20 protein-coding genes are annotated in these 25,126 nt (G+C 36.9%); 14 read left to right on the top strand and 6 right to left on the bottom strand.

The features are described from left to right. Positions 1 to 1,803, bottom strand: a complete 1,803-nt coding sequence (locus CQ022_RS18145) for an ABC transporter ATP-binding protein (protein ID WP_105683706.1) — start codon at positions 1,801 to 1,803, stop codon at positions 1 to 3. Positions 1,804 to 1,927: 124 nt separating this feature from the next. On the opposite strand from CQ022_RS18145, the gene CQ022_RS18140 reads away from it, so the two are divergent. Further along, entirely contained in the window at positions 1,928 to 2,581 is a 654-nt protein-coding gene (locus CQ022_RS18140) for a CoA transferase subunit B (RefSeq protein WP_105683705.1), read from the top strand. Positions 2,582 to 2,992: 411 nt separating this feature from the next. Here CQ022_RS18140 and CQ022_RS18135 read toward each other — a convergent pair whose 3' ends face one another. Next, the gene (locus CQ022_RS18135; protein WP_105683704.1) at positions 2,993 to 3,808 is read right to left on the bottom strand and encodes a DUF4197 domain-containing protein; all 816 of its coding nucleotides are present in this window, start codon (positions 3,806 to 3,808) and stop codon (positions 2,993 to 2,995) included. Between the two features lie 228 nt (positions 3,809 to 4,036). Here CQ022_RS18135 and CQ022_RS18130 point away from each other — a divergent pair, with 228 nt between their 5' ends. From CQ022_RS18130 to CQ022_RS18105, 6 genes are all read left to right on the top strand, one after another. Beyond that, positions 4,037 to 6,301 carry a family 20 glycosylhydrolase gene (locus CQ022_RS18130; protein WP_105683703.1) on the top strand — a complete coding sequence of 755 codons (2,265 nt, stop codon included), beginning with the start codon at positions 4,037 to 4,039 and terminating at the stop codon, positions 6,299 to 6,301. Positions 6,302 to 6,309: 8 nt separating this feature from the next. After that, on the top strand, positions 6,310 to 6,951 hold the full coding sequence (locus CQ022_RS18125; protein WP_105683702.1) for a Crp/Fnr family transcriptional regulator: 642 nt from the start codon (positions 6,310 to 6,312) through the stop codon (positions 6,949 to 6,951). A gap of 262 nt (positions 6,952 to 7,213) precedes the next feature. After that, positions 7,214 to 8,008: a sulfite exporter TauE/SafE family protein gene (locus tag CQ022_RS18120; protein ID WP_105683701.1), complete on the top strand. Its 795-nt coding sequence runs from the start codon at positions 7,214 to 7,216 to the stop codon at positions 8,006 to 8,008. 83 nt (positions 8,009 to 8,091) lie between these two features. Beyond that, positions 8,092 to 9,513, top strand: coding sequence for an MBL fold metallo-hydrolase (locus tag CQ022_RS18115; RefSeq protein ID WP_105683700.1), 1,422 nt, complete (start codon positions 8,092 to 8,094; stop codon positions 9,511 to 9,513). 10 nt (positions 9,514 to 9,523) lie between these two features. Continuing rightward, positions 9,524 to 10,087, top strand: a complete 564-nt coding sequence (locus tag CQ022_RS18110) for a YeeE/YedE family protein (protein ID WP_105683699.1) — start codon at positions 9,524 to 9,526, stop codon at positions 10,085 to 10,087. Positions 10,088 to 10,115: 28 nt separating this feature from the next. Continuing rightward, on the top strand, positions 10,116 to 10,598 hold the full coding sequence (locus CQ022_RS18105) for a DUF6691 family protein (protein ID WP_105683698.1): 483 nt from the start codon (positions 10,116 to 10,118) through the stop codon (positions 10,596 to 10,598). A gap of 53 nt (positions 10,599 to 10,651) precedes the next feature. On the opposite strand, the gene CQ022_RS18100 is transcribed toward CQ022_RS18105, so the two are convergent. The 4 genes from CQ022_RS18100 to CQ022_RS18085 all read right to left on the bottom strand — a co-directional run bounded on the left by CQ022_RS18100 (position 10,652) and on the right by CQ022_RS18085 (position 14,413). Then, positions 10,652 to 12,052 (bottom strand): TolC family protein, encoded by a 1,401-nt coding sequence (locus tag CQ022_RS18100; protein WP_105683697.1) that lies wholly within the window; start codon positions 12,050 to 12,052, stop codon positions 10,652 to 10,654. 1 nt (position 12,053) lies between these two features. Further along, complete coding sequence (locus CQ022_RS18095) at positions 12,054 to 13,211, bottom strand: HlyD family secretion protein (protein WP_105683696.1); 1,158 nt, start codon at positions 13,209 to 13,211, stop codon at positions 12,054 to 12,056. Positions 13,212 to 13,216: 5 nt separating this feature from the next. Beyond that, the gene (locus tag CQ022_RS18090; protein WP_105683695.1) at positions 13,217 to 13,582 is read right to left on the bottom strand and encodes a DUF3302 domain-containing protein; all 366 of its coding nucleotides are present in this window, start codon (positions 13,580 to 13,582) and stop codon (positions 13,217 to 13,219) included. A gap of 225 nt (positions 13,583 to 13,807) precedes the next feature. Beyond that, on the bottom strand, positions 13,808 to 14,413 hold the full coding sequence (locus tag CQ022_RS18085; RefSeq protein ID WP_228421773.1) for a Crp/Fnr family transcriptional regulator: 606 nt from the start codon (positions 14,411 to 14,413) through the stop codon (positions 13,808 to 13,810). Positions 14,414 to 14,521: 108 nt separating this feature from the next. Between CQ022_RS18085 and CQ022_RS18080 the strand changes: the two genes are divergently transcribed. The 7 genes from CQ022_RS18080 to dacB all read left to right on the top strand — a co-directional run bounded on the left by CQ022_RS18080 (position 14,522) and on the right by dacB (position 25,105). After that, positions 14,522 to 15,520, top strand: a complete 999-nt coding sequence (locus CQ022_RS18080) for an isoaspartyl peptidase/L-asparaginase family protein (RefSeq protein ID WP_105683694.1) — start codon at positions 14,522 to 14,524, stop codon at positions 15,518 to 15,520. A 196-nt stretch (positions 15,521 to 15,716) separates the two neighbouring features. Further along, entirely contained in the window at positions 15,717 to 16,271 is a 555-nt protein-coding gene (locus CQ022_RS18075; RefSeq protein WP_185126826.1) for a hypothetical protein, read from the top strand. A gap of 20 nt (positions 16,272 to 16,291) precedes the next feature. Beyond that, positions 16,292 to 16,954, top strand: a complete 663-nt coding sequence (locus tag CQ022_RS18070; RefSeq protein ID WP_105683693.1) for a copper homeostasis protein CutC — start codon at positions 16,292 to 16,294, stop codon at positions 16,952 to 16,954. Between the two features lie 129 nt (positions 16,955 to 17,083). Beyond that, positions 17,084 to 19,552: a beta-mannosidase gene (locus CQ022_RS18065; protein ID WP_105683692.1), complete on the top strand. Its 2,469-nt coding sequence runs from the start codon at positions 17,084 to 17,086 to the stop codon at positions 19,550 to 19,552. Between the two features lie 234 nt (positions 19,553 to 19,786). Then, positions 19,787 to 20,695, top strand: coding sequence for an AEC family transporter (locus CQ022_RS18060; RefSeq protein WP_105683691.1), 909 nt, complete (start codon positions 19,787 to 19,789; stop codon positions 20,693 to 20,695). 331 nt (positions 20,696 to 21,026) lie between these two features. Beyond that, entirely contained in the window at positions 21,027 to 23,474 is a 2,448-nt protein-coding gene (gene priA / locus CQ022_RS18055) for a primosomal protein N' (protein WP_105683690.1), read from the top strand. 161 nt (positions 23,475 to 23,635) lie between these two features. Then, positions 23,636 to 25,105, top strand: a complete 1,470-nt coding sequence (dacB, locus tag CQ022_RS18050) for a D-alanyl-D-alanine carboxypeptidase/D-alanyl-D-alanine-endopeptidase (RefSeq protein WP_105683689.1) — start codon at positions 23,636 to 23,638, stop codon at positions 25,103 to 25,105. Positions 25,106 to 25,126: the final 21 nt, after the last annotated feature.

Raw genomic sequence — 25,126 nt, 5'->3', positions numbered from 1 at the left:
TTATGCTTGAGGAGTAAGTGTTTTTCTTTCTCCGATCTGTTGTCTCCACATCGCGTAGTAAAGTCCTTTTTCAGCAATGAGATTGGCGTGGGAGCCTGTTTCTACAACTTGTCCGCGTTCAAGAACATAAATTTTATCCGCATGCATGATTGTACTTAAACGGTGGGCGATCAGTACAGTAATCTGTTCTCTTTCTTTTGAAATGTCTTTGATGGTAGTGGTAATTTCTTCTTCAGTAATACTGTCCAATGCAGAAGTGGCTTCATCAAAAATCAGCAAATGAGGTTTTCTTAAAAGGGCTCTGGCAATAGCAATCCTTTGTTTTTCACCGCCACTCAGCTTCAGGCCTCCTTCACCAATCACGGTTTCAATTCCTTTTTCTGCTCTTTCCAGCAATGCGGTACAGCTTGATTTCTGTAAAGCCATCGCCAGTTCCTCTTCAGTAGCTGAAGGATTAACGAAAAGAAGGTTTTCCTTGATTGTTCCCGCAAATAATTGAGTATCCTGTGTCACAAAACCAATCTGATTTCTCAGTTCATCAAAATCAAATTCCTTTCCATTGATTCCGTTATACAAAATATTCCCTTCCTGAGGTCTGTACAATCCCACCAGTAATTTTACCAATGTACTTTTTCCGGAGCCGCTTGGCCCTACAAAAGCAATGGTCTCCCCATTTTTGAGATCAAAAGAGATATTATTTAAAGCTTTATATTGTGCAGACTGATGTTTGAAAGAAACATGCTTAAATTCAAGCTCCTCAATAGCACCAATTTGCTTGGGATGAAGAGGCTTTTCTTCCACATCTTTTTTCATCAAACGGTCAAAATTTTGAAGAGACGCTTCTGCCTCACGATAAGAAATAATAATATTTCCGATTTCCTGCATAGGTCCGAAGATAAAGAAACCATAAAACATCAGAGACAGATACTGACCCGGTGTAACAATGTTTTTAAAAATCAGATACAATAACGTCAGGGTAATCATCTGCTGAAGAAAATTGACCATCGTTCCCTGAATAAAACTTAAAGAACGGATACTTTTTACTTTTCTCAGCTCAAGACCCAGAATCTTGTAAGTATTGTTGTTTAAACGGATTACTTCCTGATTAGTCAACCCTAAACTTTTAACAATTTCAATATTTCTTAAACTTTCCGTAGTACTTCCGGCAAGAGCTGTGGTTTCAGTAACAATATTTTTCTGAATAACCTTTATCCTTTTACTCAGTAAATTGGTAACAATGGCTATAAAGAAAATTCCACAGATATAAACCGGCATAATTGACCAGTGTAAACGGATAGCATACACGGAAACGAAAATAATACTTACCAGAATTCCAAAGAAAATATTGATGAAATTAGTGATGAATTTTACCGTATCTTCTCTTACTTTCGTTAAAATTGACAGGGTTTCACCACTTCTCTGATCCTCAAATTCCTGATAAGGAAGTGCCATAGAGTGTTTTAAACCATCGGTAAATATTTTTGCTCCAAACTTTTGGGTAATCACACTTACCACATAATCCTGGAAAGCTTTGGCAATTCTACTCACCATTGCCGTTCCGATAAGTAATCCTAAAAAGTAAAAAGCTCCATGATATACAGAACTTCCGTACAAATACTCATTCAGGTTTCTGGGCAATAGTTTTTCTTTATCAAAAAAGTTAGGATGGGTAACCAGCTGGTCAAGGATATTTCCTGTAATAGCCGGGGCAAATAAAGAGAAAACCTGGTTAACAGTAGCTAAGAATAAAGAGATCATGATCAGCCACTGATAAGGTTTAAGATATCTAAAAAGTATTTTCATTCTATTAAAAAATAATGGAACAAAATTACAGATATTATTTTAACTAACAGTGTTAATTATTGAACACAACAAAGCTCTTTTGTATTCAAGTGAAAATAATTAAATTGCAGTCTAAGTTTTTATTATGCTTACAAAAGAACAAATTGCCAAAAGAATTTCAAAAGAACTGAAAGATCGTTATTATGTAAACCTGGGAATTGGGATTCCTACTTTGGTTGCCAACTATGTTCCGGAAGGTATTTCCGTAGAATTCCAGAGTGAAAATGGAGTTTTGGGGATGGGACCTTTCCCTTTCGAAGGAGAAGAAGATGCGGATATCATCAATGCCGGAAAACAGACCATTACTATTCTGGAAGGAGGTTCATTCTTTGATTCAGCCTTTAGTTTCGGGATGATTCGTGGTCAGAAAGTAGACCTTACCATCCTTGGAGCTATGGAAGTTTCAGAAAACGGAGATATTGCCAACTGGAAAATTCCTGGAAAAATGGTGAAAGGAATGGGAGGAGCAATGGATCTTGTAGCTTCTGCAGAAAATATTATCGTTGCAATGATGCACGTAAACAAAGCAGGAGAAAGTAAAATCCTTAAAAAATGTACACTTCCTTTAACAGGAGTAAACTGTGTGAAAAAAGTGGTTACTGAATTAGCTGTTCTGGATGTAACTCCGGCAGGATTTAAACTGGTAGAAAGAGCACCGGGAGTTTCAGTAGAAGATATTATCAAAGTTACAGAAGCAGATCTGATCATTGAAGGAGAAATTCCTGAAATGCAATTCTAATCTGAAAATAAATAAAAAGTTTCGGCCTCACTTTGTGAGGCCGAAACTTTTTACAATATAGGAAACTATCATTTAAAATTTGATAAATCTTTCTATAGCTACACCTAAAAGCGACATAGGATATCGTAGCGTTAAAAAAAATAAATTCTGAGAACGTTAAGAAAATTCTCCTGTCCGAAGCGCGAGACCAATTCTGAACTGATTAAGAGATAATGATTTCGCGCAAGTTTAGAATTTTTAGAGAACAGGATTTATTTTTAGCGAAGAGCTCCCAGTCTTGAATTTTTGTTTCTTTTGTTTCAAGACAAAAGAAATTAAAAACAAAAAAGCTGTTTCATCATGAAACAGCTTTAATATCTTAACGGTTAGCATGTCAAACTAACTTCTAACCTCTAATATCTAGCTTCTTATTTATTTCCCATCCTGAGCTGCAAATACCTTCTGCAGAATACTTGTTGTTCTCATTGCAGGGGTATTTCTGATCCCGCTCTCTTTATCTGCTACCATTTTAAATACTCCGTTGATGGTTTCTGTGGTAACATATTCGTTAAGATCCGTTGTTACAGCCTGCCCTGTAAAAGTATTGTATTTTGAAATCAGATTTTTCCAAAGCGTATCAGCTCCTACTTTTCCTAAAGAAGCTTTTACCTTAGGCTGAAAAGCATTGAAAAGCTGAGTTTGAGTTTTTCCCTGAAGGTAGCTTGTTGCAGCATTATTACTGCCTAATAAAATATTTTTGGCATCCGTAATCGTCATGGAAGTAATAGCATTTGTAAAAATAGGTGCAGCTTCAGTTACGGCATCTTCAGCAGCTCTGTTCAGTAATTTTACTCCTTCATCAGCAAGACTTCCCATTCCAATAGAACGTAAAGTAGTGTCGATTTTTCTTAATTTTTCAGGCATTAAAATCTTTACAGCTTCATTTTTGAAAAAACCATCCGTTACGGCCAGTTTTTTTACTCCATCTGTTACTCCCATACTTAAAGCCTCTTTTAATCCTGAAGAAATCTGGGTAGAAGTAAGGTTTCTAAGGCCTACAGATGAATTGTTGGAACCGGATCCCGTAGTGGTAGTCTTAGGAGAAGTTGAAGTACCCGTATTTTTTACCGGAACATTAAGATCTACTCCTGTTTTATCTTTAACGGCAGATTTTATGATATCAAAAATTTGTGCCTGTGTTGACATTGAGAATAATAATGCTGCTGCTAGAAAAATGTTTTTTTTCATCGTATTTTTTTACAAATTTAAATCTTTTAATTTTTTTAAGTGGTGTAGGTTTATCAAAAAACAAACCATGATGCACGAGATATAATAGAATAATTTCTATAATTGTGTTTTAATAACGGTAAATTATCCGTTTCGTAATCCTCTAAACAATAGGTGTAAATTTTGTTTTTAAAAGACTCAAAGAGTTTTGAAAAATAATTATCTTAGCTCAAACCTTAACCACATTCAATGATACGGACTTTTTTAGTGTTTTTTGTATTGATTTCAAACGTGATTTTAGCCCAGAATAAATTAAATCTAATCCCTTATCCTCAAAAAGTTCAACTTTTACAGGGAGAATTTATACTTCCGGAAACATTCATATTAAGTGGTGATCTGCCAAAAGAGGAAACAGAATATTTCAAAAAACGGATAGAACCTCAGTTAAAATTTCAATATGCTCAAAAGAGTGGTGGTATTCATTTAACAAGTTCTATAATTCCTGCGTCTTCTCCAGCTGATGCTGAACATAAAAAAGAATATTATTCTATAGAAATTTCTCCCAACCAAATTCATGTAAAATCTTATACTAAACAGGGATATTTCCTGGCGCTACAGACACTGGTTCAGATTTTCGAACAATATAAAGAGAGTAAGAAAATTCCGGCAATGAAGATTGAAGACCAGCCAAAATTTGCCTGGCGTGGAATGCACCTGGATGTTTGTCGTCACTTTTTCACCGTAGATGAAGTGAAACAGTACATTGATTATCTGGCGATGTATAAATTGAACACGTTCCACTGGCATTTGACAGATGATCAGGGATGGAGAATTGAAATCAAAAAATATCCAAAGCTTACTCAGATCGGCTCAAAACGTAAAGAATCCATGATCGGGGCTTATGTTGACAATACGTTTGACGGAAAACCTTACGGACCTTATTTTTATACTCAGGAACAAATAAAAGAAGTGGTAAAATACGCTCAGGACAGACATATTACGGTGGTCCCGGAAATTGAAATGCCAGGGCATGCATTGGCAGCTTTATCAGCATATCCTGAACTGGCATGTACCAAAGGTCCTTTTGAATCTGCTACAAAATGGGGTGTTTTTGATGATGTTTTTTGTCCGAAAGATGAGACGTTTACTTTTCTGGAAAACGTTTTGGATGAGGTAATCAAATTATTCCCTTCCCAATACATTCACATTGGAGGTGATGAGTGCCCGAAAACACGATGGAAAGAATGTGCACACTGCCAGGAATTGATTAAGAAAAATAATTTAAAAGATGAACATGGTTTGCAAAGCTACTTTATTCATCGGATTGAAAAATATGTCAACAGCAAAGGACGAAAAATTATTGGCTGGGATGAAATTTTAGAAGGTGGATTAGCTCCTAATGCAGCAGTAATGAGCTGGACAGGGGTGGACGGAGGTATTGAAGCTGCAAAATCAAAACATTTTGCTGTAATGACACCCGGAGCTTATTGCTATTTTGATCATTATCAGGGAGATCCGCAATCTGAGCCTAATGCTTTTGGTGGTTTTACTCCTTTAGAAAAAGTATATTCTTATAATCCTATCCCTTCCGAACTGAATGCAGAACAGGCTAAATACATCATGGGAGTTCAGGCTAATCTGTGGACAGAGTATATTTTAGATTTCAAACAGGTACAGTATATGATTTTTCCAAGATTAATGGCACTTTCTGAAGTGGGATGGGGAACATCAGATCCTAAAGATTATAAAGAGTTTGAAAACAGAGTGATCAACCAGTTTAAAGTTCTGGATGATATGAAGGTAAACTATGCAAGAAGTATTTATAATATCACCGGAAAAGTAATTCCTTCCAATACTGGAATTGCCTACGAATTGTCAACCTCACAAAACACAAACGGAATAAGATATACACTGGACGGAACAAATCCTTCCATTAATTCTAAAACGTATCAGAATGCAGTTCAGATTCCTAATTCTTTAACCATTAAATCAGCTTATTTTGAAGAGGGTCAGCTGAAAAGTGCCGTGTCTGTACAACCATTTACCATTTCAAAGACAACAGGGAAAAAAATAACCCTTGAACAACAGCCAAGCGAAAATTATTCTTTTGGAGGAGCTTTCACCTTAGTAGATGGTATTATCGGAAATGTAAAACAACTGGGTAAAACATGGCTAGGGTTTCAGGGGAAAGATGTAGTGGCAACAATTGATTTTGGCCAGAAAACACCTTTTTCAGAAGTTTATTTCAATACCCTTGAAAATAAAGGAAGCTGGATTCATCTTGCTAAATCGGCAAAGATTTTTGTTTCTGATGATAACAGGAATTTTAAACTGATCAAAGAAGTAGAGGCATCAGAAATTCAAAATGCCAGCGGAAAAATCAAAGTGAATGTAGGAGCACAGAATGCAAAATACCTGAAAGTAAATATTGAAAATGCAGGTATTATTCCGGCCGGAAATCCCGGAGCAGATTCCAAAGCATGGTTGTTTGTTGATGAAATTGGTGTAAATTAGAATAAAAAATGCAGGACGACACCATACTTTCTTCAGAATTTTCCTCATCACCGGAGTTGGTAGAAAAGCTGTATCAGTATGGTACAACGAAAAATTATCATGAAGGAGATATTATTTTAGATGAAAATGCTTCCATCCGTTCTATTCCTATCGTGATGAAAGGAATGCTGAAAGTGATCAGAACAGAAGAAGACGGACGTGAAATTTTACTGTATTATATCAAAGCCGGAGAAAGTTGTATCATGTCTTTTCTGGGCGGGATGCACAATGAAAAAAGCATCGTAAAAGCTGAAATTGAAGAAGATGCAGAAATCCTTTTCCTACCCGTAGACAAAGTCTCTTTATTCATCAAAGAACATCCGGAATGGCTGGATTATATTTTCAGATTATATCATAAAAGATTTGAAGAACTCCTGGATATCATCAATGCCATCGCTTTCAAAAAAGTAGACGAAAGACTTCTTAGCCTGCTTCAAAAAAAATCTGAGCTTACAGGCTCTGAAACCATTCATACCACTCATGAGCAACTTGCCAATGAGCTGGGAACAGCAAGGGTAGTGGTATCAAGACTTTTAAAACAGCTGGAGGAAGAAGGAAAACTCAAACTGGGAAGAAACAAAATTATTCTCTTGAACCCGCTCCAGTCATAGTAAATACTCAATTTAATCAAAGGTACTCACATTCCCCTGCTCTGGGGGAGGAAAAATATTTAAAATTTTTGAAGGGACAGTCAAAGTCATTGCGAACCAAAGATGAAGCAATCTCAAAGAAGAAAAATTACTCTAACTTCTTTGTGTCCCTTGTGAACCTATTTGTGTTCATTTGTGTTGAAAAATCTCCTTATGTAACAAAAGTAGCTGTAGATTTTCTTTCACATTCCCATTTTTGCCTTAGAATTATTTGAATAGCAAAATGGAAATTATAGGATATGCAGCAGCCGTTTTAATAGGAGTTTCTCTAGGCTTAATCGGAGGAGGAGGAAGTATTCTCACCGTCCCCGTTCTCGTTTATCTCTTTGGTGTCGAAGCTTTTCTGGCAACAGAGTATTCACTTTTTATTGTGGGAATAAGCAGTCTGGCGGGATCTTTTTCATATTTAAAAAAAGGATTAGTCAATGTTAAGATGGCATTGATATTCGGAATTCCTTCTGTTATTTCTATTTTTCTGACCAGAATATATTTACTTCCTTTAATTCCTGATGAGGTATTCCAAATACAGAAATTCACCGTTACCAAAAATACCTTTTTACTCTTGATTTTTGCCGGGTTAATGATTCTTGCTTCTTATAAAATGATAAGAATAAGTACTTCCAAAGACTCTTTACATCATACGAGGCATAAGAATAATGCTTTGCTTGCAGCAGGACAAGGTTCGATAGTTGGTATTTTAACCGGATTGGTGGGAGCTGGAGGTGGCTTTATGATTATTCCGGCATTGGTAAATCTTTTAAAAATTCCAATAAAAACGGCAATAGGAACTTCTTTAGTTATTATTTCTGTTAATTCTCTGATCGGTTTTTTTTCTTCAGTAAACCATGTGAAAATAGAATGGAAACTATTGGTTTCTATCACTGCTATTGCCATTATCGGAATTGTAATCGGCTCACAATTATCAAAAAAAATAGAGGGTGAAAAACTGAAACCAGCATTCGGATGGTTTATCCTGGTGATGGGTATTTATATTATTACGAAAGAAATCTTCCTTTAATTTTCTTATGTAACAAAAGTAGCTGTAGAGGAAAAAAGAAAGCTGGAGATTTGTATCAAGTAACACAATCAAAAATAAATACAATGAAAATAGAACAGATTTATACAGGATGCCTTGCACAAGGTGCTTACTATATCACTTCAGCCGGAGAAGCCGCCATTATTGATCCGTTAAGAGAAACACAGCCTTATATCAACAGATTGAAAGAGGATGGAGTACAACTGAAATACATCTTTGAAACTCATTTTCATGCTGATTTTGTCAGCGGACATCTGGATTTAAGTCATAAAACAGGCGCTCCAATTGTATATGGACCGACAGCGAGTCCTGAATTTGAAGCTGTAATAGCAGAAGATCAACAAATCTTTGAAATAGGAAATATTACAATCAAAGTTCTTCATACCCCGGGACACACGTTGGAAAGCTCCTGTTACCTGTTGATGGATGAAAATGGAATTGAAAAAGCCCTTTTTAGTGGTGATACCTTATTTCTTGGAGATGTGGGACGCCCGGATCTCGCACAGAAAAGTGCTCATATGACTCAGGAAGAACTGGCAGGACTTTTATATGATAGTTTATACAATAAAATTTTGCCTTTACAGGATGAGATTACTGTCTATCCGGCGCATGGAGCCGGTTCAGCATGCGGTAAAAATATGCAGAAGGAAACCGTAGATACATTGGGAAATCAAAAAAGAACCAACTATGCTTTGAACCAAAAGGACAGGCAGAGTTTTATAAAAGAAGTGACTGACGGACTTTTACCTCCGCCAGCATATTTCGGGATGAATGTAATGATGAATAAAAAAGGGTACAGCAGCTTCGATGAAGTTCTTTCAAAAGGCTTGCATGCTCTTTCTCCGAAACAATTTGAAGAAACTGCAGAGGCTTCCGGAGCTTTGATTTTAGATGTAAGACCCAACGGTGAATTTGCCAAAAGTTTTATTCCACAGTCTGTCAATATAGGATTGAACGGAGATTTTGCCCCTTGGGTGGGCGCTTTGATTACCAATGTAAATCAACCCATCCTTCTGGTTGCTGAAAAAGGAACAGAGGAAGAAGCTGTAACCCGCTTGAGCAGAGTAGGATTTGATCATATTTTAGGGTTTTTGGAAGGAGGTTTTGAAGCATGGGAAAAGAGTGGAAAAGAAACAGATGTTGTAAACCGTATTTCTGCAGAGCAGTTTGAAACCGAAATAAAAACCCAAAAAGCAAAAATAATTGATATAAGAAAAGAAAGTGAGTACAATGCAGAACATATTCATGAAGCTTACAGCAAACCTTTGGCATTGATCAACCAATGGATTCATCAGATAGAGCCGTCGGAACATTTCTACATGCACTGTGGAAGTGGCTACAGAAGTACGATGGCAGCGAGCATTCTTCATGCAAGAGGATACAGAAACTTTTCAGAAATTGAAGGTGGCTTTAGAGCGATTGTATCTACCGCTATCCCTAAAAGTGATTTTGTGTGTCAGACTAAAATTTTAAATACATTAGATTAAAAAATAAAAAATGCTGGAGATTATAAAAGAACCCTGGCCGTGGTATATTGCCGGCCCTTTGATTGGACTTACCGTTCCTGCCTTATTGATTATGGGAAATAAATCCTTTGGAATCAGTTCCTCGCTGAGGCATATCTGTGCAGCCTGTATACCTGCCAATGTGAATTTTTTCAAATACGACTGGAAAAAAGAAGCCTGGAATTTATTTTTTGTGCTGGGAATCTTCTTCGGAGGGATGATTGCTGCCAATTTTTTACTCAATCCCGCAGAAATAACTGTTAATCCAGACCTGAAAGCCGAATTGGCAGGCTATGGAATTACAGATTACAGCCATCTGGTTCCGGTACAGCTCATGAGTTTTGAAAATCTACTGACCCTGAAAGGATTTCTCATGATGGTTGCAGGTGGATTTTTGGTAGGATTTGGAACAAGGTATGCGGGAGGATGTACCAGCGGACATGCTATTATGGGACTTTCCAACTTACAATGGCCTTCTTTGGTGGCTACAATCTGTTTTATGATCGGTGGTTTTTTAATGGCTAATATTATTTTGCCCGTCATACTTTCCCTATAACTGTAATTTTAAAAGAGAAGTTTACATCATGATAAAAGAAAAAGATAGACACAATCGGGATGTGGTATGTGTGAACGAAAGCACCCTTACTCATCAATGGTATCATAACCTGAAGTACCTTGCCGCAGGGATTATTTTTGGGATTATTTTTGTGAAAGCAGAAGTCATCAGCTGGTTCAGGATACAGGAAATGTTCCGTATGCAGTCTTTCCATATGTACGGAATTATTGGAAGTGCTGTTTTGGTAGGAATGATTTCGGTAATGCTGATTAAAAAATTCAAGATAAAAACAATCTACGGTGAACCCATTACGCTTACTCCAAAAAAGTTTAATAAAGGCCAGATCTACGGCGGATTGATATTTGGTTTTGGCTGGGCAATTACAGGAGCCTGCCCCGGACCTCTTTTTGCTCAGATTGGAACAGGAGCTTTAGCCGTATCCGTTACTTTGTTGAGTGCCGTTGCCGGAACATGGGTATATGGATATTTCAGAGATCAATTGCCTCATTAATCCTTTATAAAAAAGACTGCAGAAAATAATCTGCAGTCCTTTCGAGTATAAAATTATGAATAAATGAAGTTCTCCGCACCTAAAGCCATATAAAGATTTATACGCTCTATTCTGTACTGAAGTTCCAGATTGATGAGGTTCATTTCATTTTTCAAAAGGTCTCTTTGTTTACGGATCAGTACAAAACTGTTGTTGGTACCTACCTTTATTTGTTTCTCAGTGAGATTAATGTTGTTTTTCAGTTCATTGACAGCATTAGTAGTATAATTCATCTGCTTTTCAATAGAACGGAGATTGGCTAAAGAAGATTCCACTTCGTTCAACGCATTCAGAACCGCTTTTGAATATTCTTCAACAACCTGTTTCTGCTGAGAGTTTTTTATTTCCACATTCTTTTTAAGCTTTCCACCATTGAATAGCGGAGAAACTAATCCTCCACCCACTTTTAATAAAGGATTGGAAAATAAAGAATTAATAGCTTCCACATTACTTCCGGCACTACCCAGAGAGGAACTTATACTTATGGAAGGAAGCCTTGCTGCTTTAGCCTCCTGTACTTCGTAAAAAGCTTTTTCGATCTGAAAATGATTCGCCTGTATATCTGATCTGTTCTCCAGAAGTTCAAGGGGGAAAGATTCAGGAATACCATTCTTTACAGGGCTGAAAAAATTCTGAGTAGACAGCTTTCCTTCCGGATATTTTCCGGTGAGCAGTTCCAGGGATCTTCTGGACTGCATATTGGCATTTTTAATCTTTTCAAGATAGCCCTGCAGGGAAATAATTTCTGCAGAGATATTGGAAATGTCTAGTGCATTTGCTGTTCCTACTTTCTTTTGAATGATATACAGCTTTTCAAGATCCTTAGACTTCTGAATATAGCTCTCAATCCTGTTTTCCTGAATATTTCCTGCAATATTCAGAAAATAAGCTTTGGCAATCATCCCTGCAATAGATTGATGAAGCAGGGTATTCTGATGTTTTGCAGAAAAATAACTGCTGGTGCTCGCCATCTGTGAAGATTTATTTTTGCCCCAAAGGTCAATTTCCCAATTGGCTTTTAAGGCAAGGCGCTGAATCTGGCTGCCGCTGACCAAATTATTGGAAGTATTGGCAACAGCACTTACACTCGGGTAGAGGTCACTTCCGGCAATTTCCATAGCCAGTTCAATCTGATTAAGCTTTTCCCGGGCAATAATCAGGTCAGCATTATACAACATTCCTTCATTAATCAGGGCTTCCAGTTGAGGAGTCTTAAGATCATTGATCCAGTCATAGGAAATTGATTTTGAATTCGCTTTTCTGTCAAAAATCCAGTCATCAGGAATTTGTATATGAGCTGCAATTTCACTCTTTTCTTTAAGCTCATTTATATTCTCCTGCGTTGCTTCTTTATAACCGATGCACGAGCTTAAGCTTACTGCAAGTACACTCAATAAAATTAACTTTTTATACATGTTAATGAAGTTTAGGAATCAGGAAGTTGATTTTACTGTTGATACGCACCATTACTTTTCTGATAAGATGAAGTGGTTTAATATGATCAGAATAGATCACGGCTGTTCCTCTTGCTCCCACGGTAAGTTGTTTCTGGTTGTCTACCAGTACAAACTTGGCAATAAGCTTTCCATCGGTTTCCGGTAGTTGTCTTGCGGTATCAGGAAGTCCGGCTGTAGAACCGTTTCCGCCGAGCATTCCTCCAGCGTTATTCATGATTCCCTGGCTCGTAGCATCAATTACATATTCTAGTTTGGCTTTCACTACTTTTCCCGGTTCTGTTTTAAGAGCCAGCTCCACTTCATCACCTTTCTTTACCGTTTCCAGTTCATTCTGAGCGAAAAACCCGACTACTGACTGCTGCTTTTGGATCAGAACAAATGCAGATTTGAAAGGCGCCATAATTGCCCCTTCATTCAGCTGAACATTGGGAATTACACCATCTGTAGGAGCCAAAACAATCGTTTGGGAAAGATTCCATTTTGCCTGATCCAGCTTTGCCTGAATCTCAGAAACAGATGAATTTTCCCCACCATAAGAAGCATTGGATTTCGTTTCCAAAGACTGCTGTTGGGATTGTGCAGCACTGATTCTGGATTGAAGATCACGTACATTGGTTACCGCCTGTTCAAGATCAAACTTATTGGCTGCTCCGGCTTCCACTAATTCTTTGTATTGAGCTACTCTTTTGTTAGCCAGATCCAGCTGCGACTGCAACCCTGTAATATTTTTTCTGGATGCTGAAATATCTGCATCGTAAGAATGTACAGTGGCTTTCATACTGCTCAACTTAGCTTCCAGTGATTTAATTTCCTGTAGATAAGGCTCTCTGTCAAGCACAAATAAAGTATCTCCTTTCTTTACTTCCTGATTGGTGCTTACATATACTTTTTTTACCTTTCCCAAAACCTGAGTGGTAATGTCCACACTTCTGTTTCCTACTTTTACATCAGAGGTAATAGGACAGTAATAATTTAAACTTAATATTAAAGCGATAGATCCGAAGATAGGTAATGAATAGACAACTACCTGTGTGGTAAACGTCCAGGGGATTAGCTTTAATTTTTTAATAAGAAGCCAGCATATTCCGGCATATATTGCTACTAGTAATTCCAGCATTTTTTTTAATTTTCGATTGTTTTAAGTTCTTCTTCAGTAAAATCTGTGTTTTCCATGTCTTTTTTTGGGGGGTCCTGATTTCCGTAATCATAGTTGGCCCAGATTAAGGCAATCGGCCATAAAAGGCCTCCAAAAACAAGGGAAAGGAGGCACATGCTTTTTATGGCTTTCAGCTGAGGATGGTTCTTTTTCTCAGCTACCTTTTCCGGATAAATGTGAACTTTCCAGAAAAGATAAATTCCTGCTATAGGTAAAACAAGTAAAATGAACCAAGAAGCAGAATTTGCTATAGTATCTTCTAAACTGCCTGTTGATGCCTGAACAAAATTGCATGATAATAACAGGCAAAGAAGTAGGGATATTCTTTGCATAAAATAATTGTATGAGGTAATAATGAAATGTAAACAAGGTAGTAATCTGAGCGGTCAGTATTTAACCTGCCGATTACGCTGAATTTTAAGAAATATTAAAGGTAATTCAATAATAAGTCGTTTTTTTAGGTGATATTTTTCTCATTTTGCTTTTTAATTGGTTGTATAATAGTGTTTTGAGTAAGCAAAAATAGAGTGAATAAAGTGAGAAAAAGTATTCCTAAGTTATTTTTTTCTTTCGTTCCTTTTTTTATGAATACGTGCCGTCATCCTTGAAAGAGAGTTGGGGGTAATGCCCAGAAAATTAGCAATATACTTTCTGTTGGCATTCTGAGAAGTAAAAGGCCTTGTCTCCAGGAACTCTTCATATCGGGAATGTGGAGAGGTAGAACAAAACTGTTCTATACGTGTCTTGGCTATGCTGATGATTAACTTTAACGATTTGAGATAGACATTATAAATACCTCTGTGCTGAAATGCAATCTCCTCAAATTCATTTTTGTTAAACATGAAAATCTGGCTTTCGATTACAGCTTCTATCGTATATTTCCTTTCATTCTCCTCAGAGTAGGATTCCGGGCTCTCCATAATAGCTGATTCCTTTTCAGAAGGTAAGAAAAGATTACTTTCCACCCCGTTTTCGTCATCAAAGAAAAACCTCAATAATCCATGAGAAAGAATAAATAAATGAGTGAAAGGTCTGCCAGGTTCTGCCAGTTTTTCTTTTTTCTGAAGCAGTTTTGGGGTACTGATATTAGCCAAAATAGTAATTTCCTCATCAGTGAGTTCCTGAAAGAAAGAGATATTTCTGAAAGTTTTAAATGAGTCCATTACAGCAGTAAAGATAAATAAAAATAATTCACGGAGAATCCTTGAAGGTCATGAGGATTTCATAGAAGTTTTTTTTAGATTTGTGGGTATTATACAATTTGAGTTACCATGAACAATAACCGAAGAAGTTTTATTAAAAAACTGGGAATTGCCACAGCAGCACTTGCCGTAAACCCACTGGATTTAATGGCTGCGGAATTACCTGAACCTACTGCTACAGCTGTAAACAAACCTATTGTCCTTTCTACCTGGAATTTTGGATTAAAAGCTAATGAAGAAGCATGGACAATCCTTGGAAAAGGAGGAAAAGCTTTGGATGCCGTAGAAAAAGGTGTTCGTCTCGTAGAATTAGATCCTAAGGAAAGAAGTGTAGGCTATGGAGGCCGTCCGGACAGAGATGGAAGAGTAACGCTGGATGCCTGTATCATGGATGAAAATTATAATATTGGTTCTGTAGCATGTCTGGAACATGTTAAGAATCCAATTTCTGTTGCCAGAGCGGTAATGGAAAAAACACCACACGTTATGCTCGTAGGCGATGGAGCACTGCAGTTTGCCCTTTCACAGGGATTTAAAAAAGAAAATCTTCTGACTCCTGAATCTGAAAAAGAATGGAAAGAATGGTTAAAAACCAGTCAGTATAAGCCTATCGCCAATATTGAAAACCACGATACTATAGGAATGATTGCTTTAGATGCGCAAGGAAACCTTTCCGGAGCCTGTACAACGAGTGGAATGGCTTTCAAAATGCATGGCAGAGTAGGAGATTCTCCAATTATCGGAGCGGGTTTATTTGTAGATAATGAAGTAGGAGCAGCTACAGCAACCGGCCATGGGGAAGAAGTGATAAGAACGGTGGGAACGCATCTTGTGGTGGAGTTGATGAGACAGGGCAGAAATCCGCAGGAAGCTTGTAAAGAAGCAGTAGAAAGGATTGTAAAAATCAATCAGCGAAGAAACAAAAATCTAAAAGATATTCAGGTGGGTTTTATCGCTATCAATAAAAAAGGAGAATATGGATCTTACTGTATTCAGAACGGATTCAATTTTGCGGTATATGACCAGAAAGGGAACCGCCTTGAAACACCGGAATTTGCTTTAAAATAATTGTATAATAAAAGCAATAAATAACCAGAGTTATAAATAAATTTTATCGGAGATAAAATCCTTGCGACCTAAAAGAATGCTACAGGAAAAATCTTTGTGCCTTTGCGTTATTCCAACAAAAAATAGCAAATTAATAGGAATTTAGCCCATTTAAACAAATCAACGATACCTATTGGCTTTAGTTAAAACATAAGATATGAAAAGAACAATTATCGCTTCCTTATTTCTCATGATCGCATGTAAGGAAGAGAAGAAGGAGATGAAAACAACTGACGAACCGAAACCGATAAAGGAAAAAGTAGTTTTGAATTATGAATCCAATGAATCTGAAGAAGCGCGGGCATGGCTGAAGAAGAGTATTGTAGATTATTTCAAAGCTGATATCGGAAGTGAAGAAAAGAATAGGCAGAAGATCACAACCAAAGACTATTTCGATTATAAAACGGATGCGACAAATGTAGAGATGGATGTAGACGGAAGCCTTACCGAAAAAGAATTTCAGAATAAATGGAAGTCTAAGTTTGATACCAATAAAGCAGGAATTGGTGTTGGTTTTTTAATCTCAGCACAGGATTGGAACACTATTGAAGTTGAAAGTTGTGAGTTAAAATCTTCTTCAAAAGATGAATATATTTTCCATGTAGTATTGAAGGATGATGGTTTTAAAGCGAAATATCCATCAGTAATAAAAGTAGTTAAAGAAAACGGTTCTTTTCTGATTGCAGATGTTTTGCAGGATGAGCCAAAGTAAAATTAAATAGATACAATATAATGTCAAAAATAGAAATAGCGTGTTTTAATCCTGAGTCAGCAGTTATCGCTTTTGAAAACGGGGCAGACAGAATAGAGTTATGTGATGGTCTCAGTGAAGGCGGAACAACTCCGGATTTCGAGACCATGAAACAGCTTCGTGAAAAAATTACTGTTCCGATTTTTGTGATGATCCGCCCCAGAGGAGGAGATTTTACCTATTCGGATTCAGAATTTGAACAGATGAAAAATGATTTGGTTCATTTAAAATCTTTACATGCAGATGGTTTTGTATTTGGTATTCTGAATGAAAATGATGAGGTTAATATGGAGCAGAATGAAGCTTTGGTAGCATTGGCATCCCCGCTTCCATGTACTTTTCACCGTGCTTTTGACCGTGCTGCAAGTCTTGAAGACTCTTTAGAAAAAGTAATTGAATGTGGTTTTTCTACCATTCTTACTTCAGGTCAGAAACCTAATGTATCCGAAGGAAAAGAAAATCTTAAGAAACTGGTTGAGCTCTCCGATGGAAGAATAGAAATACTTGTTGGAGGCGGACTTCGTTCGTCCAATATTGAAGGAATTAGAGCATCTACAAAAGCTGGTTACTTCCATTCTTCAGCCATTACCGATGGAGGTGCTTTTGCCAATCCGGATGAAGTAGTGGCTTTAAAGAGTAAATAAGATAATGATATGCACTTTTAATTTGTCATTCCAAGCGCAGCGGGAATCTAAATACTTAGAGTAGAGATTCCTTCGTCCCTCGGAATGACAAAATCACTGGTGTTGTAACGATACAAAACAAATTTATTGATGAATAGAACGATCCTTTTTGCTTTCCTTTTCACACAGAACATCCTTTCTGCACAGTTTTCTCAAAGAAATTTGTCTTCTGAAGACTGGCAGTTCAGAAATTCAAAAGATCAAAACTGGCTTCCCGCAAAAGTTCCGGGGACAGTGCATCTGGATTTAATCAGTAACAAGATTATTCCGGATCCTTTTAAAGATGAAAATGAAAAGAAAGTACAATGGGTGGAAAATGAAGATTGGGATTATCAGACGGCATTTATTGTTTCCTCTCAGGAATTAAAAAACGATAATATTGATCTTGTTTTTAACGGGTTAGATACCTTTTCAGAAATTTATTTGAATGGAAAACTGCTCAAGAAAACGGATAACATGTTCAGGAAATGGGAGATTCCTGTGAAACAATATCTGAAAACAGGTAAGAATACAGTACGGATTACATTTAAATCTGCAGTAAATACCGGAAAGGAATTAGCGAAGAAAGTTCCATTTACCATGCCGGAATCACCAAGAAGTTTTGTGAGAAAAGCACAATATCAGTTTGGCTGGGATTGGGGACCAAGGCTTGTTACTGCAGGAATATGGAAAGATGTTCAATTGGAATTCTGGAATAACGCCAAAATTATTACGGTTAAAGACATTCAGAACAAAACTTCTAAAGCTATTAATGATTTACGTTTTGATGTAGAAATTTATGCTGAAAATGCGGGTGATTACACATTGGATCTTAATAAAATCCACCAAAAAATATCTTTAAAAAAAGGAATCAATACAATTTCGGTTCCTTATGAAACGAAAGGGATGAAGCTTTGGCAGCCTAACGGCCGTGGGGAAGCTAACCTCTATGATTTCGAAGTAAAACTTTCTAAGGATCAGAAAAATATTGATGGTAAAAATATCAGGATAGGACTAAGAACGGTAGAATTGGTACAGGAAAAAGATGAAAAAGGAAAGTCATTCTACTTTAAAGTGAATGGGCAGCCATTGTATATCAAAGGAACCAACTGGATTCCCGGAGACAGTTTTTCACCAAGGATGACCAAAGAAAAATATCAGAAGCTGATCAAAGATACTAAAGATGCCAATATGAATATGATCCGTATCTGGGGCGGAGGGATCTATGAAGATGATGAGTTTTACAATGCCTGTGATGAAAACGGAATTTTAGTGTGGCAGGATTTTATGTTTGCAGGAAGTTTTTATCCGGCAGATGAAGCTTTTTTAAATAATGTAAAAGAGGAAGTAAAAGATCAGGTCAACAGACTTCAGAACCATCCGTCAATTGCTTTGTGGTGCGGAAATAATGAAATTGATGAGGCTATAGTCAACTGGGGATATCAGAAACAGTTTAAATATTCAAAAGACGACTCATTGCAGGTTTGGAAAGACTATAAAAAGTTGTTCCATGATGTCATTCCCAATGCACTGTCAGAAAACCTGAAATCAGATAAAAATATATATTGGCCAAGCTCTCCATCCATTGGTTGGGGACATAAAGAAAGCCTTACAGAAGGAGATTCCCATTATTGGGGTGTTTGGTGGGGTGAACAGCCCTTTGAGATTTACAACGAGAAAGTAGGACGTTTCATGTCGGAATATGGTTTTCAGGGCACACCCATCCTTGAAACCACAAAATCTATGTTTTCAGGAACTCCCGAGTTGAACCTTCAAAATCCAACAGTTAAAGCTCATGAAAAACATGCAAGAGGCTGGGATATTATGAATGAATATCTGAAGCGTGATTATAAGATTCCCACAGATTTTGTACAATATAATTATGTTTCACAGCTTTTGCAGGCAAGAGGAATGCAGATTGCCATTGAAGCTCACCGCCGCGCAAAACCTTACAATATGGGAACGTTGTATTGGCAGCTCAACGACTGCTGGCCAGTGGTTTCGTGGTCTTCCATCGATTATCTCGGAAACTGGAAAGCCTTCCATTATCAGGCAAAAAGAAGTTTTGAACCTGTGTTGGTATCCATAGCTGAGACCGATAAAAGCTATGATGTTTATCTGATCAGTGATTTGATGAATACACTAAAGCTTGATACAAAATTTGAATTGATTGATTTTAAAGGAAAAACACTTTGGAAATCCAGTCAGTCAGATGATATTAATGCTGATGTAAGTAAGAAAATTAAAAGGATCAGTAAATCAGAATTAGCTCAGTTTAATCTCTCTGAAACGGTTTTAAAGATCAGTTCTGAAAAGGATACAACATTTGAAAAGCTGTTCTTTTTCAATAAACCTAAAGATATAAAGCTTTCAAAACCAAATATCAAAATCAGAAAAATATCATCCACTCAAATTGAAATCTCAACAGATATTTTAGCCAAAGATATTTATTTGATTGGAGATACTCATTTCAGTGATAATTTCTTTGATCTCTTGCCGGGAACCCCAAAAAGAATTACCCTTTCAAAACCTTTGGAAAAAATTGGAGTAATGAGTCTTTGGGATGTGATGACAGAGTAAAATTGATTTTTGAAAAAAAACTCTTAAGAAGTCAGCCGCCAACCCTTGTCAAGGGTTAAAACCTTGACAAGGGTTATAAATTTCCGGCAGGTAGATCTCCAAACCTTATAGGTTTTCAAAACCTATAAGGTTTAATACTGAAAAACTTCATTAGAAATTCTACCAAAAAAATATAAATTTTACCCTTCCAACTCAAAAATCAGCCGTAAATTTGCACTATATTTCTTTATAGTTATGGTAAATTTTGTTCTGATTGCAGTGTGTATCATTGCAGGAATGATATTCAAAGCAACAAAATCTATCCACCCCGATGCCCATAAAGGTATCAACACCTGGATTCTTTATCTTGCTCTTCCGGCAGTTTCGTTTAAATATCTGCCTAAAGTAAAATGGACAACAGAGATGCTGTTTCCCATTGCAGCCACATTTTTAATTTCTGTGTTCTGTTTCTTCTTTATGATGTTGTACAGCAAAAGCAGAGGTTATTCCAGGCGGTCCAGGAGTACTTTGGAATTAGCCAGCGGATACAGTAATACTTCATTCATAGGCTTTCCGTTAATCAGTGCTTTTTATGGGGAAGGTCTGCTGAGTATTGCGATTATCTGTGATCAGACCATGTTTTTTGCCCTTTCCACACTCGGAATTATTGCTGCCGTAAAAGGAGGAAGCAAATCAGGAAAAGTAAGTGCCTTATTTATTTTAAAAAGACTGGTGACATTTCCTCCGTTAATAGGTTGTATTTCCGCCCTGGTATTGTCGCAGTTCATAGATTTTACTGTTGCAGAACCGTTTTTTGATAAATTAGCCGCTACGGTAAGCCCATTAGCTTTGTTTTCAGTGGGATTACAGCTGAAATTCAATGGATGGAAAAAACTGATTCCTCAGATGTCAATGTCGATGCTTTATAAATTGATTCTCGCCCCTGCAATTGTGTTGGGAATGGCTCTGTTATTGGGAATAAAAGGAGATGTGGCAAAAATTACTGTTTTTGAAGCGGCAATGCCTACACTTGTTACTTCGAGCATCATTGCAGAACAGTTTAGGCTGAATACAAAACTCACCAATCTGATCATCGGAGTCAGTATTATTGTCGGATTTTTTACCTCTGCATTTTGGTATGAGATGACTCAACTCTTTTTTTAATGGTAAATCAAGGTTTTTATTAATATATCCGAGATTTATACTTAACTTTTTATGTGCATTAATTGTCATTTCATAGGAATGCATTTGCTGAGTAAAACGCCCTTGCGAACGAATTAAAATGATTCATCTAATCTTTTGCGGACATTGCGTTTAATCCAGGTTTTGGCTAAAGCCTATTGAAATTTTACTTTTATCAAACGGACTAAAGTCCGTTTCTATTGAATGTTTTTTCTAAATTGGATTTCAAGGTCTGTTAAAGAAGCTTGAAACAATCTCCACAAAGTTGCAGTTCTCTAAAGAAAAATCTAATTTTACACTTTAAATATTTCCCTTGCAATACGCTCAAATTGTTTTACCCCTGAACCTGAAAGGATCTTTTACCTATAAAGTTCCTGAAGAAATGATGTCTGAAATCCAACCTGGAATGCGTGTTCTGGTACCTTTTGGCGGAAAGAAAATCTATACGGGAATTGTATTTGAGCTTCATAATAATGCCCCGGAAAATTTTGTAGCTAAGGAGGTGATCAGTATGCTGGATGATAAACCGATTTTGCCTGAAGAACAGATTAAATTCTGGAACTGGCTTTCGGAGTATTATTTATGCAGTCTTGGAGAAATTTACAGGTTCTCATTTCCTTCTTCTTTAAAACTGGAAAGTGAAACGTATTTAAAATTAAAACCATGTGCTGTTGTTGATTTTGAAAATCTGGATGTCAACGAAATGTACCTGATTCAGGCGCTGGAAGTACGGCAGCTGATTAATCTCACGGATATTGAAGCTTTTATTCCTAAAAAGGATATTATTAAAACAATCAATTCATTGATTGATCTTCAGTACATTGAGATTGATGAGAAAGTTGCTGAAAAGTATAAAGCGAAGGAAGTTGCTTATGTAAGAATCAATGATGAGGTTTTGGCCAATCAGAATCTTACAGACATTCTTTTAAAACTGAACAGAGCTCAAAAACAGAAAGATCTTTTCCTTCTTATTTTGGAAAAGCAGACAGAAAATCCGGATGTTCCTATTAAAAAATCGGAGCTGTTTGAAGATGGTTACTTCGGAAGCTCTCACTTCAAACCTTTGGCAGATAAAGGTCTTGTGGAGGAATATTACATGCAGAAAGACAGGATTGAAAGCTATGAAGGAGAAATTGAAGAACTCGAAGAACTTTCAGAACAGCAGAAAACAGCAAAATCTGAGATTGATGAAGCGTTTGAAGAAGGGAAGAATGTTTTGCTTCACGGAGTGACTTCCTCAGGGAAAACTCATATTTATTTAGAGAAAATTGATGAATGCATGCGTGACGGAAAAAATGTTCTGTTCTTGCTTCCTGAAATTTCTCTCACCAAACAGATTACGCAGAGATTAGAAAAAAAATATGGCCGACAGCTTGGTTTTTATCATCAGAAACTGACCGATTTTGAAAGGGTAGAAGTGTGGCGAAGAATTAGGCAAAATGATATCCGTATTCTGATAGGAACCCGTAATGCTCTGTTTTTACCTTATCAGAACCTTGGGCTTATTGTTGTGGATGAAGAGCATGATTCTGCGTACAGACCAAGAGAAGTTTCTCCTTATTTTAATGCTAAGGATGCATCATTGGTTTTAGGCGGATTTTACAATACGGGAGTGATTTTAGGCTCTGCAACACCTTCTGTTGAAAGCTATTACAGGGCCCGAAAAGATAAGATGAAATATGTTTTCCTGAATGAAAGATTCGGGAATGTCAATCTGCCGGAATATGAACTGATCAACTTTAAAGAAGCTCTGGAATCAAAAAAGGTTTCAGGAAATTTCTCCCTGAAGCTTATTGAGGAGATCAAGAAAACTGTAGATGAAAAGAATCAGGCGATCGTTCTGCACAATCGTCGTGGCTATTCAAATGTTATAGAATGTGAGAGCTGTGGTTACGTAAATTATTGCTCCAATTGTGATGTGGTAATGACTTATCACAAAGCGGCTAATGAAATGAAGTGCCATTATTGCGGACAAAGAGCTTCAAAACCGAGAACCTGCCCGAAATGTAATTCTGAAAAGCTGAATGAAAGAGGAGTTGGAGTAGAACAAATCCATGAGGAAGTTACCCAACTGTTTCCTGAAAATGAAGTAGACAGAATGGATGTGGATTCTATGCGTAAAAAATTTGCCTACGAAAAGCTCTATGAGAAAATTGAGGAAGGAGAAACAGATATCATTGTAGGAACACAGATGATTTCCAAAGGGCTTGATTTTGATCATATTGAGCTGGTTACTATTCCTAAAGCGGATTCTTTATTATATGTACAGGATTTCAGAGCAGAAGAAAGAGCTTACCAATTGATCACACAGGTTTCAGGAAGAGCAGGAAGAGTTTCCGGAAAAGGGAGAATCCTTATTCAGACCTTTAATCCTGATCATTCTGTATTTCAGCTGATCAAGATGAACAATCCTGCGAAGATCTATAAATATATCCTTACAGAACGTCAGAAATTTCATTATCCGCCATTTACCAAGCTGATTATGATTGAAATGAAGCACAGAAGGGAAGATAAAGTAGATCGTGCGTCTCAGTTTCTGGGTTCTATCCTCAGAAAATACCTTCCGGAAGATTGTGTGTTAGGTCCGGAAAGAGCTCAGATTGCAAAGCTAAATAATCTGTATCAGTTCCAGATTATGCTTAAGCTTCCCCGTGGGAAAAACTATGAGAAATTCAAAAATATGGTTTTGATAAGTTTGAAAGAATTTGATGAAATCACTGCTTATCAAAGCATTAAAAAAGATGTTTTTGTTGATTTTTAACAATTTTTAACAAACTTTACACTCTTTTATAACGCAACAGTGGCTCGTTATATAACAATAATTTCTACTTTTGGACGTTGATTAAGTGTTTGGCTCTTTTATTGGATGATTTAACCTGTCATTTTTTATAGAGTCAAAACTATAGAACAAAAAGAAGATAGATGGTAAATTTCAGAAAATATATTTCAAGTGCGGCGGTGTTGGCTTCTGGTCTTTTCCTGGCTCAATCTACCGTTTCTACCGTTCTTTATTCTCAGAATTATGACAATCAAAAAAGCAGTTTAAACCTGCCATCACCCGTTAGTACGATGGTGGAGAAGACTGTTTTGTCAGCAAAAGAACTGGTAGACATTAATGTAAACACAATGATGGCGGATCCTGTGCTGAAAAATGCAACCTGGGGATTCGTAGTGTACGATCCGAAAACGAAGAAGGTAATCTCTTCGTACAATGAAAATACTCCTTTAGTACCTGCTTCTACTACCAAACTACTTACAACGGAAACGGCATTAAATATGCTGGGTGAAAACTACCGTTGGATGACTCAGTTGGAGTACTCAGGAACTATAGATGAAAATGGAGTTTTGAATGGAAATCTTTATGTAATAGGAAGTGGTGACCCATCTTTGGGAACAAACAAAGCAGGAGCGGCCTCTTATAGAGATATCATTTCAGATTTCGTAGGTGGTGTTTCAAGAGAGGGAATCAAAAAGGTAAATGGTGATATTATCATTCAGACAGCGCTTTTCAAAGGCAATATTTCAGTGCTTCCGGAAAATGTTGTATGGTTGGAAAACAATAATTACTATTTGCCGGTAGGAAGTACCCGCGATATCAATCCGGCCAACGAAAAACTGATTGTTAAAAAAGGAGGTTTCTCTACAGAAAAGAAGTTTTTCTATGTTTCTCCTTATAATCATCAGATGGTATATGCTGATAAATATGAAGGAAACGGGGCTTTAACAACCAAACTTCCTGATGCTCCGGCTTACCTTGCCAACTCTTTCAGAACAACATTGGTGAAAAGCGGAATTTCTGTTACCGGAAAAGTAACTCCGAAAATGACAGATGCAGCTCCGGAAGGAAGAAAAATGCTTTCAGCGTATAAATCACCTACTTTGAATGATATTATTTATTATACCAATCAGCATAGTGATAACTCATTAGCAGAAGCTTTGCTGAGAACGGTAGGATATCAGAGAATGGGTGACCAGACTTCAGAATCAGGGAAAATTGTAGTAACCAATCACTTGAAAGATGCAGGGTTTGATATGATTGGTCTTAACTATATCGATGGGAGCGGGCTTTCAAGAAGTAATAATGTAACCCCGATTTCTCAGGTGAAGTTTCTTACTTCTTTAATGGATCAGAAATATTACAGATCTTATCTGACTTCTCTGCCAATCGGAGGACAATCCGGAACATTAAAAAGAATGTTTAATGTAGGAGGGAACGGGCAGGTTTTTGCTAAAACAGGAACTTTAAATAAAGTAAAAACATTAGCAGGATATCTGAAAACAAATTCCGGGAAAACATTGGTGTTTTCTTTAATGGTAAATAACTATTCAGGATCTGTAGATATGGTAAAGAAAAGGATGGAGAAAATTCTTGAACCTGCATTGGATCTTTAAAAATTTTTTATTTTATATATT

Source organism: Chryseobacterium culicis, from assembly GCF_002979755.1.
In the GTDB taxonomy this organism is placed as follows: domain Bacteria; phylum Bacteroidota; class Bacteroidia; order Flavobacteriales; family Weeksellaceae; genus Chryseobacterium; species Chryseobacterium culicis_A.
This window is presented reverse-complemented; position numbering and strand designations above follow the sequence as displayed.